Source organism: Mycobacterium saskatchewanense (assembly GCF_010729105.1).
In the GTDB taxonomy this organism is placed as follows: domain Bacteria; phylum Actinomycetota; class Actinomycetes; order Mycobacteriales; family Mycobacteriaceae; genus Mycobacterium; species Mycobacterium saskatchewanense.
This window is the reverse complement of sequence record NZ_AP022573.1, coordinates 1109540-1126002: the sequence shown is the minus strand read 5'-3', so window position 1 is coordinate 1126002 and position 16463 is coordinate 1109540. Positions and strand designations below refer to the sequence as shown.

At 68.9% G+C, this 16463-nt stretch carries 17 protein-coding genes and 1 pseudogene; 12 read left to right on the top strand and 6 right to left on the bottom strand.

What is annotated here, in order from left to right; all coding sequences use genetic code 11:
- The first annotated feature begins 34 nt into the window (after positions 1-34).
- Positions 35-517, top strand: coding sequence for a DUF4126 domain-containing protein (locus G6N56_RS05170; protein ID WP_085254048.1), 483 nt, complete (start codon positions 35-37; stop codon positions 515-517).
- Positions 514-1884 carry an FAD-containing oxidoreductase gene (locus G6N56_RS05165; RefSeq protein ID WP_085254047.1) on the top strand — a complete coding sequence of 457 codons (1371 nt, stop codon included), beginning with the start codon at positions 514-516 and terminating at the stop codon, positions 1882-1884. The genes G6N56_RS05170 and G6N56_RS05165 overlap by 4 nt, the downstream gene beginning before the upstream one ends.
- A gap of 203 nt (positions 1885-2087) precedes the next feature.
- Here G6N56_RS05165 and G6N56_RS05160 read toward each other — a convergent pair whose 3' ends face one another.
- Positions 2088-2957 (bottom strand): RecB family exonuclease, encoded by an 870-nt coding sequence (locus G6N56_RS05160; protein WP_085254046.1) that lies wholly within the window; start codon positions 2955-2957, stop codon positions 2088-2090.
- 73 nt (positions 2958-3030) lie between these two features.
- Here G6N56_RS05160 and trmI point away from each other — a divergent pair, with 73 nt between their 5' ends.
- A complete protein-coding gene (gene trmI, locus G6N56_RS05155; RefSeq protein ID WP_085254045.1) occupies positions 3031-3873 on the top strand; it encodes a tRNA (adenine(58)-N(1))-methyltransferase TrmI in 843 nt (280 codons plus the stop codon).
- 4 nt (positions 3874-3877) lie between these two features.
- On the opposite strand, the gene G6N56_RS05150 is transcribed toward trmI, so the two are convergent.
- Together G6N56_RS05150 and G6N56_RS05145 are read right to left on the bottom strand one after the other, a co-directional pair.
- The gene (locus tag G6N56_RS05150) at positions 3878-4177 is read right to left on the bottom strand and encodes a DUF503 domain-containing protein (protein WP_085254044.1); all 300 of its coding nucleotides are present in this window, start codon (positions 4175-4177) and stop codon (positions 3878-3880) included.
- 8 nt (positions 4178-4185) lie between these two features.
- Positions 4186-4830 (bottom strand): lipoprotein LppK, encoded by a 645-nt coding sequence (locus tag G6N56_RS05145; protein WP_085254043.1) that lies wholly within the window; start codon positions 4828-4830, stop codon positions 4186-4188.
- A 295-nt stretch (positions 4831-5125) separates the two neighbouring features.
- Between G6N56_RS05145 and arc the strand changes: the two genes are divergently transcribed.
- Positions 5126-6955 carry a proteasome ATPase gene (gene arc / locus G6N56_RS05140; RefSeq protein ID WP_085254102.1) on the top strand — a complete coding sequence of 610 codons (1830 nt, stop codon included), beginning with the start codon at positions 5126-5128 and terminating at the stop codon, positions 6953-6955.
- 158 nt (positions 6956-7113) lie between these two features.
- Here arc and G6N56_RS05135 read toward each other — a convergent pair whose 3' ends face one another.
- The 3 genes and pseudogenes from G6N56_RS05135 to G6N56_RS05125 all read right to left on the bottom strand — a co-directional run bounded on the left by G6N56_RS05135 (position 7114) and on the right by G6N56_RS05125 (position 8774).
- Positions 7114-7758 carry a hypothetical protein gene (locus tag G6N56_RS05135; RefSeq protein WP_085254042.1) on the bottom strand — a complete coding sequence of 215 codons (645 nt, stop codon included), beginning with the start codon at positions 7756-7758 and terminating at the stop codon, positions 7114-7116.
- A 9-nt stretch (positions 7759-7767) separates the two neighbouring features.
- Positions 7768-8004, bottom strand: a pseudogene (locus G6N56_RS05130) (hypothetical protein); the annotation flags it as partial.
- Between the two features lie 14 nt (positions 8005-8018).
- A complete protein-coding gene (locus tag G6N56_RS05125; RefSeq protein ID WP_085254041.1) occupies positions 8019-8774 on the bottom strand; it encodes a sulfite exporter TauE/SafE family protein in 756 nt (251 codons plus the stop codon).
- Between the two features lie 99 nt (positions 8775-8873).
- Here G6N56_RS05125 and dop point away from each other — a divergent pair, with 99 nt between their 5' ends.
- From dop to tatA, 8 genes are all read left to right on the top strand, one after another.
- Entirely contained in the window at positions 8874-10382 is a 1509-nt protein-coding gene (gene dop, locus G6N56_RS05120; RefSeq protein WP_085254040.1) for a pup deamidase/depupylase, read from the top strand.
- Positions 10383-10501: 119 nt separating this feature from the next.
- Positions 10502-10696 carry a ubiquitin-like protein Pup gene (locus tag G6N56_RS05115; RefSeq protein WP_085254039.1) on the top strand — a complete coding sequence of 65 codons (195 nt, stop codon included), beginning with the start codon at positions 10502-10504 and terminating at the stop codon, positions 10694-10696.
- Positions 10693-11580 (top strand): proteasome subunit beta, encoded by an 888-nt coding sequence (gene prcB, locus G6N56_RS05110; RefSeq protein ID WP_085254038.1) that lies wholly within the window; start codon positions 10693-10695, stop codon positions 11578-11580. Before G6N56_RS05115 ends, prcB begins: the two co-directional genes overlap by 4 nt.
- Positions 11577-12416 (top strand): proteasome subunit alpha, encoded by an 840-nt coding sequence (gene prcA, locus G6N56_RS05105; RefSeq protein WP_085254037.1) that lies wholly within the window; start codon positions 11577-11579, stop codon positions 12414-12416. Before prcB ends, prcA begins: the two co-directional genes overlap by 4 nt.
- Before the next feature lie 187 nt (positions 12417-12603).
- Complete coding sequence (gene pafA, locus G6N56_RS05100; RefSeq protein ID WP_142280424.1) at positions 12604-13962, top strand: Pup--protein ligase; 1359 nt, start codon at positions 12604-12606, stop codon at positions 13960-13962.
- A 153-nt stretch (positions 13963-14115) separates the two neighbouring features.
- Positions 14116-15129, top strand: coding sequence for a helix-turn-helix transcriptional regulator (locus G6N56_RS05095; RefSeq protein ID WP_085254035.1), 1014 nt, complete (start codon positions 14116-14118; stop codon positions 15127-15129).
- Complete coding sequence (locus tag G6N56_RS05090) at positions 15126-16100, top strand: helix-turn-helix transcriptional regulator (protein ID WP_085254034.1); 975 nt, start codon at positions 15126-15128, stop codon at positions 16098-16100. Before G6N56_RS05095 ends, G6N56_RS05090 begins: the two co-directional genes overlap by 4 nt.
- 91 nt (positions 16101-16191) lie before the next feature.
- The gene (gene tatA, locus G6N56_RS05085) at positions 16192-16458 is read left to right on the top strand and encodes a Sec-independent protein translocase subunit TatA (RefSeq protein ID WP_085254033.1); all 267 of its coding nucleotides are present in this window, start codon (positions 16192-16194) and stop codon (positions 16456-16458) included.
- Positions 16459-16463: the final 5 nt, after the last annotated feature.

The window sequence follows — 16463 nt, the reverse complement described above, 5'->3', positions numbered from 1 at the left end:
CGTCGCCGGGCTGTTCAACCTCTAGGAGGCTGTCGTGACACACGCTCTTGTTCTGTTGATGGCGTTGCTGATTGGCGTCGTCGCGGGCCTGCGCTCGCTCACCGCTCCCGCGGTCGTCGCCTGGGCGGGCTTTCTCGGGTGGATCAATCTGCATGCCACCTGGGCGTCGTGGGTCGCCAACATCATCACGGTGTTGGTGCTGACCGTTCTGGCGATCGGCGAACTGGTCACCGACAAGCTGCCCCAGACCCCGGCGCGCACCGCGCCGCCCTCGTTCGCCGCCCGGATGGTGATGGGCGCGTTCGCCGGCGCGGTCATCGGGGCCGCGTGGCACTACACCTTCAGCGCACTGGGCGCCGGTGTGATCGGCGCGGTGCTGGGTACCCTGGGCGGCTTCCACGCCCGCCGGCGGCTGGTCGCCGCTCGCGACGGGCAGGACCTGCCGATCGCGCTGCTCGAGGATGCGATCGCGATCTTGGGAGGTTTCGCGATCCTCGCCGTGACGGCCAGCCTGTGACAGACCATTTCGACGCGATCATCGTCGGCGCGGGACAGGCCGGGCCCCCGCTTGCGGGTCGGCTGACCGCGGCCGGGCAGCGCGTCGCGCTGGTCGAGCGCAAGCTCTTCGGAGGGACGTGTGTCAACACCGGATGCATCCCGACGAAGACGCTCGTGGCCAGCGCCTACGCCGCCCACCTGGCGCGCCGCGGCGCCGAGTACGGGGTCGGAACCGGGGCCATCAGCGTGGACATGGCGAAGGTCAAGGCGCGCAAGGACGAGATCATGCTCGCCGACCGCGCGGGCATCGAAGACTGGCTCGACGGCATGGAGGGCTGCACGGTCTTTCGCGGGCACGCCCGCTTCGAGGACCCGCACACCCTGCGGGTCGGCGAAAAAGTGGTGAAGGCCGACCGGATCTTCCTCAATGTCGGTGGCCGCGCGGTGGTCCCGGACATCCCCGGCCTGTCCGACGTGGAGTACCTGACCAACGTGTCCATCCTCGAACTCGACAGCGTGCCAGACCATCTCGTCATCGTCGGTGGCGGCTACATCGCGCTGGAGTTCGCCCAGATGTACCGGCGCTTCGGGGCCCGGGTGACCGTAGTCGAGCGGGCCTCGCGGCTGGCGTCGCGCGAAGACGAGGACGTGTCGGCCACCGTCCGGGAGATCCTCGAGGCCGAGGGCATCGACGTCGTCGTGGGCGCCGACGACGTGCGAGTCCGTAAGGTGGACAACGGATTCGAACTGACCCCGCGCGCCGGCGCCGGCGCCATCGCCGGTAGTCACCTGCTGCTGGCGGTGGGGCGGCGACCCAACACCGACGACCTGGGCCTTGATGCGGCCGGTGTGCAGATCGACGGGCGTGGCTACATCGTGGTCGACGACCAGCTCAAGACGAGCGTCGAGCACATCTGGGCGATGGGCGACTGCAACGGCAAGGGGGCGTTCACCCACACCTCCTACAACGACTTCGAGATCGTCGCCGCCAATCTGCTCGACGACGACCCGCGTCGGGTGAGCGACCGCATCACCGCCTACGCCCTCTACATCGACCCGCCGCTGGGCCGGGCCGGCATGACCGTCGACCAGGTCCGCGCTTCGGGCCGCCGGGCGCTGGTCGGCAAGCGGCCGATGACCAGGGTCGGCAGGGCGGTGGAAAAGGGCGAGACCGAAGGCTTCATGAAGGTGGTGGTGGATGCCGCCACCCACGAGATCCTCGGGGCCGCGATCTTCGGGGTCGGGGGCGACGAGGTCGTTCACGCCATCCTGGACATCATGTCGGCCAAGGCGCCGTACACGACGCTGTCGCGCACGATGCACATCCATCCCACCGTCAGCGAGTTGATCCCCACGATGCTGCAGGAGATGTCCCCGCTCGCGTAGTGATCGTAAGGCGCTGTGGGGCCGGGCTTCCGCGCGCCGAACGTGGGGGTTGTACGAAATTCGCCGAATCTTCATGCGTAGCCCCCACGTTCGGCGGATCGATGAGCCCGGTAGATCGATGAGCCCGTGGATCGATGAGCCCGTGGCGATGGCGGGCGCGGCGGAGCCGGCGGATCGATGAGCCAAGCGGCGGGTGGTCCGGCTCAAACAGCCTGAGCGCCGGCAATTTCCGGCCAGCCGGGGTAGGGCGGGGGAGTTCCGCCAAAGAGCGGGCAATGCTGCTGATGCGGGCACCAGTCGCACAACCGCGACTGGCTGGGGCGGAAATCGCCCGTCTGGCCCGCGGATTGGATGGCCCGCCAGATCGCGATCAGCGTCTTCTCGAAGCGCAGCAGTTCGTCGTGCTCCGGCGAATAGTCCAACACCTGGCCGTCGGCGAGGTAGATCAACCGCAGGCGCGCGGGTTTCACGCCGCGCGACCGCAGCAGCGCAACCGCGTAGAACTTCATCTGGAACATCGCTTTGAACTCCGCGAGTGCCCGCGCGGCGGGCGGCGCCTTGCCGGTCTTGTAGTCGACCACCCGCAGTTCCCCCGTCGCGGCGACGTCGATGCGGTCGATGAATCCACGCAACAGCGTGCCGTCGGCGAGTTCCACTTCGACCCGTTCTTCGCAGCACTGCGGATCGAACCGGGTCGGATCTTCGAGCCGGTAATACCCCGCCAGCAGCGCGCGCGCCTCGGCGAGCAGTTCGGTGCGCTGCGCGGCGGCCAGCTCGCCGGCAAGGTCGGGCTCCGCGGCGACCACCTTGTCCCACGCCGCCTCCACCAGCGCCGCCGCCGTGTCGGGGCCGCGCTGCGCCGCGGGCAGGCCGTAGAGCTGCTCGAGCGCCGAGTGCACCACCGACCCGCGCAGCTGCGCCGCCGACGGTGCTTCCGGCAGCCGGTCGATCGCCCGGAAGCGATAGAGCAACGGGCACTGCTTGAAGTCCGCCGCCCGCGACGGGGACAACGCCGGTCTTGAGGCCGGTGCTGCAGACGGACGTGGCGTCGTCTCCACCCGCAGGACGGTCATGCCGGCAGCTTAGGACCGGGGACCGACAACCCCGGGCAGCCGGCGCGGCGAGTCGGCTGGCACGCTGGACGGCGTGTCCGAGACCGGCCCTTTCACCGCGGGGGAGCGCGTCCAGCTCACCGACGCCAAGGGCCGGCACTACACGATGGTCCTCACCGAGGGCGCCGAGTTTCACACCCATCGCGGCTCCATCCCCCACGACGCCCTCATCGGCCTGGAACAGGGCAGCGTCGTGAAGTCCAGCAACGGTGCGCTCTTCCTGGTGCTCCGCCCCCTTCTCGTCGACTACGTGATGTCGATGCCCCGCGGCCCGCAGGTGATCTATCCGAAGGACGCGGCGCAGATCGTGCACGAGGGCGACATCTTCCCCGGCGCCCGGGTGCTGGAGGCCGGGGCCGGCTCGGGTGCGCTGACTCTGTCGTTGCTGCGCAGCGTGGGGCCGGAGGGGCGGGTGGTGTCCTACGAGGCGCGCGCCGACCACGCCGAGCATGCTCGGCGCAACGTCTCGGTGTTCTCCGGCGGGCCGCCCGACAACTGGCAGCTGATCGTCAGCGACGTCGCGGACTCCGACCTGCCCGACGGCTCTTTTGACCGCGCCGTGCTGGACATGCTCGCCCCCTGGGAGGTGCTCGACTCCGTCGCGCGGCTGCTGGTCCCCGGCGGCGTGCTGATGATCTACGTCGCCACGGTCACCCAGCTGTCGCGGGCCGTGGAGGCGTTGCGGGCCCAGCAGTGCTGGACCGAGCCCCGATCCTGGGAGACGCTGCAGCGCGGCTGGAACGTCGTCGGCCTGGCGGTCCGGCCGCAGCATTCGATGCGCGGACACACCGCTTTCCTGGTGTTCACCCGGCGACTCGCTCCCGGCGCCGTCGCCCCGGCGCCGTTGGGCCGCAAGCGCGTGGGGCGCGACGGCTAGGCCGTCAGGTCAGATCGTCGCTGCGCAGCAACGAGCGCCGGACCGACAACAGCTCGAACTCGGGATGGCCGGCGACCAGGCGTTCGGCCGCGTCCAGCACGTCGACCGCATGGCCGCGGTCACCGGAGACCATCGCCACGCCGATGCCGGCCCGCCGATACAGCTCGCGCGCGCCCGTCTCCGCCGCCGACACGCCGAACTTTCGCTGCAGTTCGGCCACCACCGGGCGGATAACCGACCTCTTCTGTTTGAGTGATCGCACATCGCCGAGGAGCACGTCGAACTCCAGCCAGCCGATCCACATCCCGCCGGTCAACCCGGTGGCGGTGGGGTCGGAGCGGGTTCCGGGGTCGGCGCCGGGGCGGGTTCGGGCGGCGGTGGCAGGGGTGGACCGGGCGGCGGCGGAGCGGAACTGGGAGCCGGCGGAGCGGAACTGGACGACGGGGCCGGCGACTTGCCCAGGGCCAGCAGCATTTCGGCGGTCCGGCGGGACAACTGCCACCCGCCCTGGAACGGGGCGAACTCCATCGGGAAGGTGAAGTTCGGGTTGTTCGGTTGCGCCGTGTTGACCGTGACGCTGGCCATCACGTGGGAGGGGTTCTTGTCCGACCAGGCGACGTTGTTGGCCGCGAACGTCATGGGCAGATAGCCGTTGTCGCGCAGCGCGCTGACGAACTTGTCCAGGGTGCCCGCGCTCTCGGGGGTCGCGCCCTCGACCAGGCTCACCTTGTCGGTGCCCGGGACGTTCGGGTCGGCCAGCCGGGTGAGCACCGCGTTGAGGGCTTCCGGGCCCGGGAGCGGAGCGGTCGGGGGAGCGGCGACCGGGATCGAGGTGGCGGGCGGCGCCGGCGCCGTGGGCGACGACGCGATCTTGGGCTTACTCGCCGAACATCCCGCGAGCGCGACCGCCGCCACGGTCGCGGCGGCGATCAGCGTTGCGGACGAGTGTCGGGGCATCCGGACGGTCAGCCAGGTTACGGGCGGGTGATCACTGATTTCGGGCCAACGGGTGCAACGGAAGTCACAGCGACGGCCACCGCCGCCATAGTGAGCGGCCGGATGAGCCAGTGGCGAGGCACTTTGCGGTCACTACGTTCCCTCTGGGCCGTTTCGATCAACACGATTCGTCGCCGAATTTACCAGCGTGACGAAAGTCTTAACTTTTCGTGGGTATTTGACTGCGCACATGAACCGGCAATCGCCGGTAGCTTTGAGGTATCCACGCCATTTCGGGGTGGGAAAGGAGCGCAACATGGGTGGCTCAGAGCGTTCTGAAGCATTCGGTACCCCCCGCGAGTCCAGCATGTCCAGCGGCGAAGCTGCCGAATTGGAACAACTACGCCGCGAAGCGGCAATGCTGCGCGAGCAACTGGAGAGCGCGGGCGGCGCGCAGGGCAACGCCCGGTCCGCCCGCGATGTGCACCAGCTGGAGGCCCGCATCGATTCGCTTGCGGCGCGCAACTCCAAGTTGATGGACACCCTCAAGGAGGCGCGCCAGCAGCTGTTGGCGCTCCGCGAGGAGGTCGACCGGCTCGGTCAGCCGCCGAGCGGTTACGGCGTGCTGCTGTCCACACACGAGGACGACACGGTCGACGTGTTCACCTCGGGCCGCAAGATGCGGCTGACGTGCTCGCCGAACATCGACGTCTCGGTCCTGCGTAAGGGCCAGACCGTTCGGCTCAACGAGGCCCTGACCGTCGTCGAGGCCGGCACGTATGAATCGGTCGGCGAGATCTCCACGCTGCGCGAGCTCCTGGCCGACGGGCACCGTGCGCTCGTCGTCGGCCACGCCGACGAGGAACGCATCGTCTGGCTCGCCGAGCCCCTGGTCGCACCGGACCTGCCGGACAACCAACCCGACGCCCTCAACGACGACACCCGGCCCCGCAAGCTGCGGCCCGGCGACTCCCTGCTGGTCGACACCAAGGCGGGCTACGCGTTCGAGCGCATCCCGAAGGCGGAGGTCGAGGACCTGGTACTCGAGGAGGTGCCCGACGTCAGCTACGAGGACATCGGTGGTCTCACGCGCCAGATCGAGCAGATCCGCGACGCCGTCGAGCTGCCCTTCCTGCACAAGGAGCTGTACCGCGAGTACGCGCTGCGTCCGCCCAAAGGCGTGTTGCTCTACGGCCCACCCGGCTGCGGCAAGACGCTCATCGCCAAGGCGGTCGCGAACTCGCTGGCCAAGAAGATGGCAGAGGTCCGCGGCGACGACGCCCGCGAGGCCAAGTCGTACTTCCTGAACATCAAGGGCCCCGAGCTGCTCAACAAGTTCGTGGGTGAAACGGAGCGCCACATCCGGCTGATCTTCCAGCGCGCCCGCGAGAAGGCGTCCGAGGGAACGCCGGTGATCGTGTTCTTCGACGAGATGGACTCGATCTTCCGCACCCGCGGCACCGGGGTCTCGTCGGACGTCGAAACTACCGTGGTCCCGCAGTTGCTGAGCGAGATCGACGGCGTGGAGGGGCTCGAGAATGTCATCGTGATCGGCGCCTCGAACCGCGAGGACATGATCGACCCGGCAATCCTGCGGCCCGGCCGGCTGGACGTGAAGATCAAGATCGAGCGGCCGGATGCCGAAGCGGCACAGGACATCTTCTCGAAGTACCTGACCGATTCGCTGCCGGTGCACGCCGATGACCTGGCCGAGTTCGACGGCGACCGGGCGGCCTGCATCATGGCGATGATCGAGAAGGTCGTCGAGCGGATGTACGCCGAGATCGACGACAACCGGTTCCTGGAGGTCACCTACGCCAACGGTGACAAGGAAGTCATGTACTTCAAGGACTTCAACTCCGGGGCGATGATCCAGAACGTCGTCGACCGGGCGAAGAAGAACGCGATCAAGTCGGTGCTGGAGACCGGGCAGCCCGGTCTGCGCATCCAGCACCTGCTCGACTCGATCGTCGACGAGTTCGCCGAGAACGAGGACCTGCCCAACACCACCAACCCCGACGACTGGGCGCGGATCTCGGGCAAGAAGGGCGAACGGATCGTCTACATCCGCACGCTGGTCACCGGCAAGTCGTCGAGCGCCTCTCGGGCCATCGACACCGAGTCCAACCTGGGTCAGTACCTGTAGGGGTCTGGGGCCTCGCCGACACGCTCGAGGTGTCGGCGAGGCCGTCACGTCGCCGGTTCCGAGGCCGTCACGTCGCGGTTCCGCGAGCGGCCGCGAAATGACACCCCGCACGGCGTGTCGGTGTACAGACACGGTCGCTCAGCGAAGTTGTGGCCTGGTCAGCCCGTCACCAGCGAGTAGCTGTTCGTCAGGTCGTCCTGCAGGACGCGGGCGGCGCGCGTCGTGGTGTCGACGCGCAGTTCGCTGGTGAGCACGCGCGGCTGGTAGGACCACCCGTCGGGCAGCTTGAGCCGCTCGCCCAGCTTCGGCAGGTCGGCCCGCGACAGGTTCGGGTCCGCGACCTGGCTCCAGGTCTGCATCACCCAGTGCTGTCCGTGCGGGTCCTGCAGCTCGTAGACCTCTTCGCCGGCATTGAAGACGAAGACGGTGTTGCGGCTGACCTGGTTGACCGTGTACGGGGCCGGGTTCATCGAGGCCAGCAGCACCGTCGCCTGCATGATCATCTCGATGCCGCCGAAGTTCTTCGTGATCTGCGGGCCGCGGGTCTGCTTCTCGATGGAGTTCATCAGCCAGTAGCGCGGCCCGTTGAGCAGCGCCGTCGCGGCACCGTTCTCTTTGGCGATGGCCTGCGCGTCGAGCTGGGACCACAGCTCGGCGGGGCAGTCGTTGAGCGGGAAGCTGTTGTAGACCGTTGCTTGCGGGCCCGCCTCACCGGGGGTCACCAGAAGCACTTCGCCGTAACGCTTCCCGGACAGGTCGTTGGCCGGATCGCGCACTATGGGACCGGATTCTGGGGCGGACACAGGGTGAAGTTAATCACTGGGCCCGGTCGCGTCAACATGGCGCGCGACCGCTACGGCCCCGCGGTAGCGGTTCCGCGCTACCAAGGTCACGCGCGCAGGTCGTCGATCAGCGGGTCGAGGAACGTGGAGCGGTATGCGGCGTCGCCGGTCGCTCGGGCGCTGATGTACACGAACGTCAGCGAGCCGAGAAAGAGGCTCATTGTGGATGAGCGAGTGCGGCACCGGCAGCGTGAACCCCAGCAGCGTCGCGGCGGATCGATTCACGCGACCAGCCGGTACAAGATGAACGCCGCCCCGCTGACGATCAGAAACCACGCGAAGGCGGCCTGCATGCGCCGAGCGTTCTTGTGCTGCGCCCACAACGCCGTGACGGCGCTGGCAGGGGTAGCCCCGATCGCCAGCGCCCCGGCCACGGACCAGTCGATGTGTCCGAGCGCCCCGTGCATCGCGGTCGTCGGGATGGCCAGCGCCGCGACCACGGCCAGGCTGGTGCCGGCGGCCTCCAACATGGTCAGACCGAACACGAGCAGGAACATCGGAACAAGGAGAAAACCGCCGCCGTTGGCGAGCAGGCCGGTGAATAGCCCTACCCCCGCGGACGCCGCCACGAGCATGGGACGGTCCCGGCGCCGGGCTTCGCCGACGCGGTGGGCGCGATCGGACACGGGACGCAGGACCCTGACACCCACCGCGACCAGCGCGACACCGGAAGCGATGAGCAGCGGGCCACCGCCGATCAGATGCGCGAGCAATGCGCCGATGACACTGGCCGGAACCGCGCCCACTAGTGACCACAGCGCCGCACGTGGGCGGACATTGCGTCGGCGAACGTACGGCCAGGCCGCCGTCACCGCCGTAGGCACCGTCGCGGGGAGCGGCGACGCGACTGCCATCAGACCGGGCACTCCGAGCACGGACAACAGCGGAGTGGCCAATGACGACCCGCCTACGCCGAATAGGCCGCTCAGCGAGCCCAGCACCGCGCCGACGCCGACGAAGACAGGCCAAGGCGGCACGAGACAACCGTAACCGCGCGAGCAGTCCGCCGGCCCGGTGGCGGGTCAGCGGCTCATGCCCCAGCGCGGGCCGGTTCGTCGGCGGCCTAGGCTGGTGGCATGCAAAGGATTATCGGGACGGAGGTCGAGTACGGCATCTCGTCGCCGTCCGACCCGACCGCCAACCCGATCCTCACGTCGACGCAGGCGGTGCTGGCCTATGCGGCCGCCGCCGGCATCCAGCGGGCCAAACGCACCCGGTGGGACTACGAGGTGGAATCGCCGCTGCGGGATGCGCGCGGGTTCGACCTGAGCCGCTCGGCCGGGCCGCCACCGGTGGTCGACGCCGACGAGGTCGGCGCGGCCAACATGATCCTGACCAACGGCGCCCGCCTCTACGTCGACCACGCGCACCCGGAGTATTCCGCGCCCGAGTGCGCGGACGCCCTCGACGCCGTGATCTGGGACAAGGCCGGCGAGCGGGTGATGGAGGCCGCCGCCAGGCACGTCGCCAGCGTGCCGGGGGCCGCCAAACTGCAGCTTTACAAGAACAACGTGGACGGCAAGGGCGCTTCCTACGGGGCGCACGAGAACTACCTGATGTCGCGGCAGACGCCGTTCTCGGCCATCATCGCGGGCCTCACCCCGTTCCTGGTGTCCCGGCAGGTCGTGACGGGTTCCGGCCGCGTCGGCATCGGCCCCTCGGGCGACGAGGCCGGCTTCCAGCTGTCGCAGCGCTCCGACTACATCGAGGTCGAGGTCGGGCTCGAGACGACGCTCAAGCGCGGCATCATCAACACCCGCGACGAGCCGCACGCCGACGCCGACCGATACCGCCGGCTGCACGTCATCATCGGCGACGCCAACCTCGCGGAGACGTCGACCTACCTGAAGCTGGGCACCACCGCGCTGGTCCTCGACCTGATCGAGGAGGGCCCGGCCCACGGGATAGACCTGAGCGACCTGATGCTGGCGCGGCCGGTGCACGCCGTCCACGCGATCAGCCGCGATCCGTCGCTGCGGGTCGCCGTCGCCATGGCCGACGGCCGCGAGATGACAGCCCTTGCGCTGCAACGGATTTATCTCGACCGCGCCGCAAAGCTGGTCGACGGCCGAGATCCCGATCCGCGCGCGTCCGACATCGTCGAGACCTGGGCGAACGTGCTCGACCTGCTGGAGCGCGACCCGATGGAGTGCGCGGAGCTGCTGGATTGGCCGGCCAAGTTGCGGTTGCTCGAAGGCTTCCGGCAGCGGGAGAACCTGAGCTGGTCGGCGCCCCGGCTGCACCTGGTCGATCTGCAATATTCCGACGTCCGGCTGGACAAGGGCCTCTACAACCGGCTGGTGGCACGCGGGTCGATGAAGCGTCTGGTCAGCGAGCACCAGGTGCTCGAGGCCGTCGACAATCCGCCGACCGACACCCGCGCCTACTTCCGGGGGGAGTGCCTGCGCCGCTTCGGTGCCGACATCGCCGCCGCCAGCTGGGACTCGGTGATCTTCGACCTCGGTGGCGATTCGCTCGTCCGCATCCCGACCCTCGAGCCGCTTCGGGGCAGCAAGGCGCACGTCGGCGCGCTGCTGGACTCGGTGGACAGCGCCGTCGAACTGGTCGAGCAACTCACCAGCTAAGCCCGGTTCGGCGGGGAAACGTCGGGGTCGACCGGTAGGGTAGGGAAAGACCAGCGGGCAGTGCGGTTCACCGAACCAAACTGGCCGCTGATGAGATTCACCGAAAGCAGGAGGCGGCAATGGCTCAGGAGCAGACCAAGCGTGGTGGTGGCGGCGGCGATGACGACGACCTCGCCGGCAGCACGGCCGCGGGCCAAGAGCGCCGCGAGAAGCTCGCCGAAGACACCGACGACCTGCTCGACGAGATCGACGACGTCCTTGAGGAGAACGCTGAGGACTTCGTCCGGGCGTATGTCCAAAAGGGCGGACAGTGACCTGGTCGTTCTCTGATCGCCTGTCCACTAATTTCGCTCTCTCGGGAAACTCGGCTGTAAACCTGTCGTCGTTTGCCGACTACCTGCGCCGCGAGGCGCCCGAGCTGCTGCCGGCCAACCTCGGCGGCGGCCATCATCCCGGTGGTGCCGGCGCGCAACTGCCGCACGGCACCACGATCGTCGCCCTGAAATACCCGGGCGGTGTCGTCATCGCAGGCGACCGGCGCTCGACGCAGGGCAACATGATCGCCGGGCGCGACGTCAAGAAGGTGTACATCACCGACGACTACACCGCCACGGGGATCGCGGGCACCGCCGCGATCGCCGTGGAGTTCGCCCGCCTTTACGCGGTGGAGCTCGAGCACTACGAGAAGCTCGAGGGCGTGCCGCTCACGTTCGCCGGCAAGGTGAACCGGCTCGCCATCATGGTCCGCGGCAACCTGGCGGCCGCGATGCAAGGCCTGGTGGCGCTTCCGCTGTTGGCCGGCTACGACATCCACGCCGCCGACCCGCAGAGCGCCGGCCGCATCGTGTCGTTCGACGCCGCCGGCGGCTGGAACCTGGAAGAAGAGGGCTACCAGTCGGTGGGGTCGGGGTCGATCTTTGCGAAGTCGTCGATCAAGAAGCTGTACTCACAGGTGACGGATGCCGACTCCGCGGTGCGCGTGGCCGTGGAGGCGCTGTACGACGCCGCCGACGACGACTCCGCAACCGGCGGACCGGATCTGGTCCGCGGCATCTACCCCACGGCCGTCACCATCAGCGCCGAAGGCGCCGCCGACGTGCCGGAGAGCCGCATCGCCGAACTGGCCCGCCAGGTCATCGAAAGTCGTTCGCGCGCCGATACTTTCGGCCCCGACGCCGAGTCGCGGGGGAACAAGTGAGCTTCCCGTATTTCATCTCGCCCGAGCAGGCGATGCGCGAGCGCAGCGAGCTCGCGCGCAAGGGCATCGCCCGGGGCCGCAGCGTGGTGGCGCTGGCCTACGCGGGTGGCGTGCTGTTCGTCGCGGAGAACCCGTCGCGGTCGCTGCAGAAGATCAGCGAACTCTACGATCGCGTGGGCTTCGCGGCGGCCGGCAAGTTCAACGAGTTCGACAACCTGCGCCGCGGCGGAATCCAGTTCGCCGATACCCGCGGCTACGCCTACGACCGCCGCGACGTCACCGGCAGGCAGCTGGCCAACGTCTATGCCCAGACCCTGGGCACCATCTTCACCGAGCAGGCCAAGCCCTACGAGGTGGAATTGTGCGTCGCCGAGGTCGCGCACTACGGCGAGACCAAGCCACCCGAGCTGTACCGGATCCTGTATGACGGGTCGATCGCCGACGAGCCGCATTTCGTGGTCATGGGCGGCACGACGGAGCCGATCGCCACCGCCCTCAAGGACACCTACACCGAGAACGCCGATCTGTCCGACGCCGTGCGCATCGCGGTGGAAGCGCTGCGCGCGGGCAGCCCGGACACCTCGTCGAGCTCGGGCGGTTCGGGCGGCGATCAGCCGACGCTCGGGGTGGCCTCCCTGGAGGTGGCCGTCCTGGACGCCAACCGGCCGCGGCGCGCATTCCGGCGGATTACGGGTGCCGCGCTCGACGCGCTGTTGCCGCAGGCCAACCGCGCCGCCTCGGACAAGAGCTCCGACAACGGCTCTGACAAAGGCTCGGACAAGAGCTCCGACAAAGGCTCAGATAAAAACACCGACAAGGGCAAGTCCTCGAAATAGTGCCCACGGCGCCAGCCCCGGCGCTCGGGCGGCGTGTCGGCGAACCCCGGCGGCCGGGGGTTTCGTGCGCCGTCGTGCCCGATCATCGGCTGCGCAGCCTGCCCCGGCGGTACTCACGTCGACCAAAACCGGCACTTACCGCGGCGCTTTCGCACCACAGGCGCCCACAGCCAGTACCCTCGATTAGGTGCAGCGACGAATCATGGGCATCGAGACAGAGTTCGGTGTCACCTGCACCTTTCACGGCCATCGCCGGCTCAGTCCGGACGAGGTCGCCCGCTACCTGTTTCGCCGGGTGGTGTCGTGGGGGCGCAGTTCCAACGTTTTCCTCCGTAACGGCGCCCGCCTCTACCTCGATGTGGGGAGCCATCCCGAATACGCCACCGCCGAATGCGACAGCCTGGTGCAGTTGGTCACCCACGATCGCGCCGGGGAGTGGGTCCTCGAGGACCTGCTCATCGACGCCGAGCAGCGGCTCGCCGACGAGGGCATCGGTGGTGACATCTACCTGTTCAAGAACAACACCGACTCGGCCGGCAACTCGTACGGCTGTCACGAGAACTACCTGATCGTGCGGGCCGGGGAGTTCTCCCGGATCTCCGACGTGCTGCTGCCGTTCCTGGTCACCCGCCAGCTGATCTGCGGGGCCGGCAAGGTGCTGCAGACCCCCAAGGCGGCGACGTTCTGCTTGTCGCAGCGCGCCGAGCACATCTGGGAGGGGGTGTCCTCGGCGACCACCCGCAGCAGGCCGATCATCAACACCCGCGACGAGCCGCACGCCGACGCCGAGAAGTACCGGCGTCTGCACGTCATCGTCGGCGACTCCAACATGTGCGAGACCACGACGATGCTCAAGGTGGGCACCGCGGCGCTCGTGCTGGAGATGATCGAAGCCGGCGTCCCGTTCCGCGACTTCTCGCTGGACAACCCGATCCGCGCGATCCGGGAGGTCAGCCACGACACCACGGGCCGCCGGCCGGTGCGGCTGGCGGGCGGCCGTCAGGCCAGCGCCCTGGACATCCAACGCGAGTACTACACCCGCGCCGTCGAGCACCTGCAGACCCGTGAGCCCAACGCCCAGATCGAGCAGGTCGTCGACCTGTGGGGCCGCCAGCTCGACGCGGTCGAGAGCCAGGACTTCGCCAAGGTGGACACCGAGATCGACTGGGTCATCAAGCGCAAGCTGTTCCAGCGCTACCAGGACCGTTACAACATGGAGCTGTCCGACCCGAAGATCGCCCAGCTCGACCTGGCCTACCACGACATCAAGCGGGGGCGCGGCGTCTTCGACCTGCTGCAGCGCAAGGGTCTGGCCACGCGCGTGACCACCGACGAGGACATCGCGGAGGCGGTCGACACCCCGCCGCAGACCACCCGTGCGCGGTTGCGCGGCGAGTTCATCAGCGCCGCCCAGGCGGCGGGCCGCGACTTCACCGTCGACTGGGTGCACCTCAAGCTCAACGACCAGGCGCAGCGCACGGTGCTGTGTAAGGACCCGTTCCGGGCGGTCGACGAACGGGTCAAGCGGCTGATCGCCAGCATGTAGCCGCGGTCCCAAAGCGGCGACTCGGTATCGCGGGCGCCATCACGTATGAGACACACTGCTCCCCGCCAACCCGGGACTGTGGGGCAAACGTGAAAATTGCGACTCGCCCGTCGGTGCAGGCACGGGACGAGCGCCAGCGATAATCTTTAGCCAATGGCGACCTCGAAAGTAGAGCGGCTGGTTAACCTCGTCATCGCCCTGCTGTCCACCCGCGGCTATGTCACCGCCGAGAAGATCAGGTCCACCGTGGCCGGGTATTCGGACAGTCCGAGCGCCGAGGCGTTCTCGCGGATGTTCGAGCGCGACAAGAACGAATTACGCGACCTCGGCATCCCCCTCGAGGTCGGCAGGGTATCGGCCACGAACCCCGCCGAGGGCTACCGCATCAACCGCGACGCGTACTCGCTGCCGCCGGTCGAGCTGACCCCCGACGAGGCGGCCGCGGTGGCGGTCGCAACCCAGCTGTGGGAATCGCCGGAGCTGATCACCGCGACTCAGGGCGCCTTGCTCAAGCTGCGCGCCGCCGGGGTCGATGTCGATCCCTTCGACGGCGGCGCCCCCGTGGCGATCGCCTCCCCGTCCGGCGTGCCCGGCCTGCGCGGCTCCGAAGACGTCCTCGGAATCCTGTTGTCCGCGATCGACTCCGGGCAGGCGGTACAGTTCCCGCACCGATCGTCACGGGCGGAGCCGTACAGCACCCGCACCGTCGAGCCGTGGGGCGTGGTGACCCACCGGGGCCGCTGGTATCTCGTGGGCCACGATCGCGATCGAGACGACATCCGCGTGTTCCGCCTCTCGCGGATCGGCGCCGACGTCGCGCCGGTCGGCCCGGTGGGCGCCGTCGCGGTTCCCGACGACGTGAACCTACGGGAGATCGTCGCCGAGAAGGTCACCGACGTGTCGGCGGCGCCCGCCGGCGGCCGGGCCCGGGTCTGGGTCGCCGACGGGCGTGCCACCGCCCTGCGCCGGGCGGCACGAGCCGCCGAGGCGCGCCGACTCGGCGACCGCGACGGCGAGGTGATCGAACTCGACATCCGGGCGGCCGACCAGCTGGCGCGCGACATCGCCGGATACGGGGCGGACGCCGTCGTGCTCGAACCGGATTCCCTGCGCGGCGACGTAATCGATCGGCTGCGCGGCCACGCGGGCCTGGGGGAGTCCGGGTGACTCCGGTGTCGACCCGGCTGATCCGGCTGCTCAACATGGTCCCGTACTTCCAGGCCAACCCCCGGATCACCCGCGCGGAGGCGGCCGCCGATCTCGGTGTGTCGATCAAGCAGCTGGAGGATGACCTCAACCAGCTGTGGATGTGCGGCCTGCCCGGCTATTTCCCGGGCGACCTCATCGATTTCGAGTTCTCCGGTGACACCATTCAGGTGACATTCTCGGCCGGCATCGACCGGCCGCTCAAGCTCACCTCGCCGGAGGCCACCGGCCTGCTGGTGGCGCTGCGCGCGCTCGCCGACATCCCCGGCGTGGTCGATCCGGAAGCGGCGCGCAGCGCGATCGCCAAGATCGAGGCCGCCGCCGGCACCGTCGGGCGCGACACCGTGGCTCCGGTGGCCGCCGCCGACGAGCCCGCGCCCGTCGAGAACCGAGTCGCCGCCGCGGTGCGGGCGGCAGTGCAGCACAAGCGCGCGCTGACCATCGACTACTACTCGGCGTCCCGAGACACCCTGACGAGCCGGATCGTTGACCCCATTCGGGTACTGCTGATCGGCGGGCAGAGCTACCTCGAGGCCTGGTCGCGCGAATCGGAGGGCGTCCGGCTGTTCCGCTTCGACCGGATCGTGGACGCCGGCGAGTTGGGCGAGCCGGCCGCACCGCCCGAGCCGGCGTTGCAGGCGCCCCCGGACACGTCGCTGTTCGACGGTGATCCGTCCCTGCCGTCGGCGCGGCTGCGGGTGGCGCCCTCGGCGTCGTGGATGTTGGAGTACTACCCGATGCGTGACGTCCGCGAGTTTCCGGACGGGTCGTGCGAGGCTGTCATGACCTACGCATCCGAACATTGGATGACGCGGCTGGTCTTGGGATTCGGCTCGGCGGTCCAGGTGATCGAACCCCAGTCGCTCGCGCAGCGTATACGGCATGCGGCGGCGGCGGCGCTGGCGGCTTACGAGGTCGCCGGCCAGGTCTGACGCGCTGGTGAGCCGGTCCCGCCGCGGCGCGGGCACACCGGCACGCCGCCCGGCTGCGGTAGCATCGGGTGGACGTCTGGAGGTAATCAAAGTGGGCAGTCTTAGTCCGTGGCACTGGGCGATACTCGCTGTCGTAGTGATCTTGCTGTTCGGCGCCAAGAAGCTCCCCGATGCCGCGCGCTCCTTGGGCAAATCGATGCGCATCTTCAAGTCCGAGCTCCGCGAGATGCAGAGCGAGAACAAGACCGAGCCGCCTTCCCTGCAAACACCCTCCGAGACCCCGCAGCCCGTGCAGTCGCAGCGAGTCGACCCGCCGGCCACGAGCGAGCAGGGTCACAGCGAAGCGCGCCCGGCTTAGCGCGG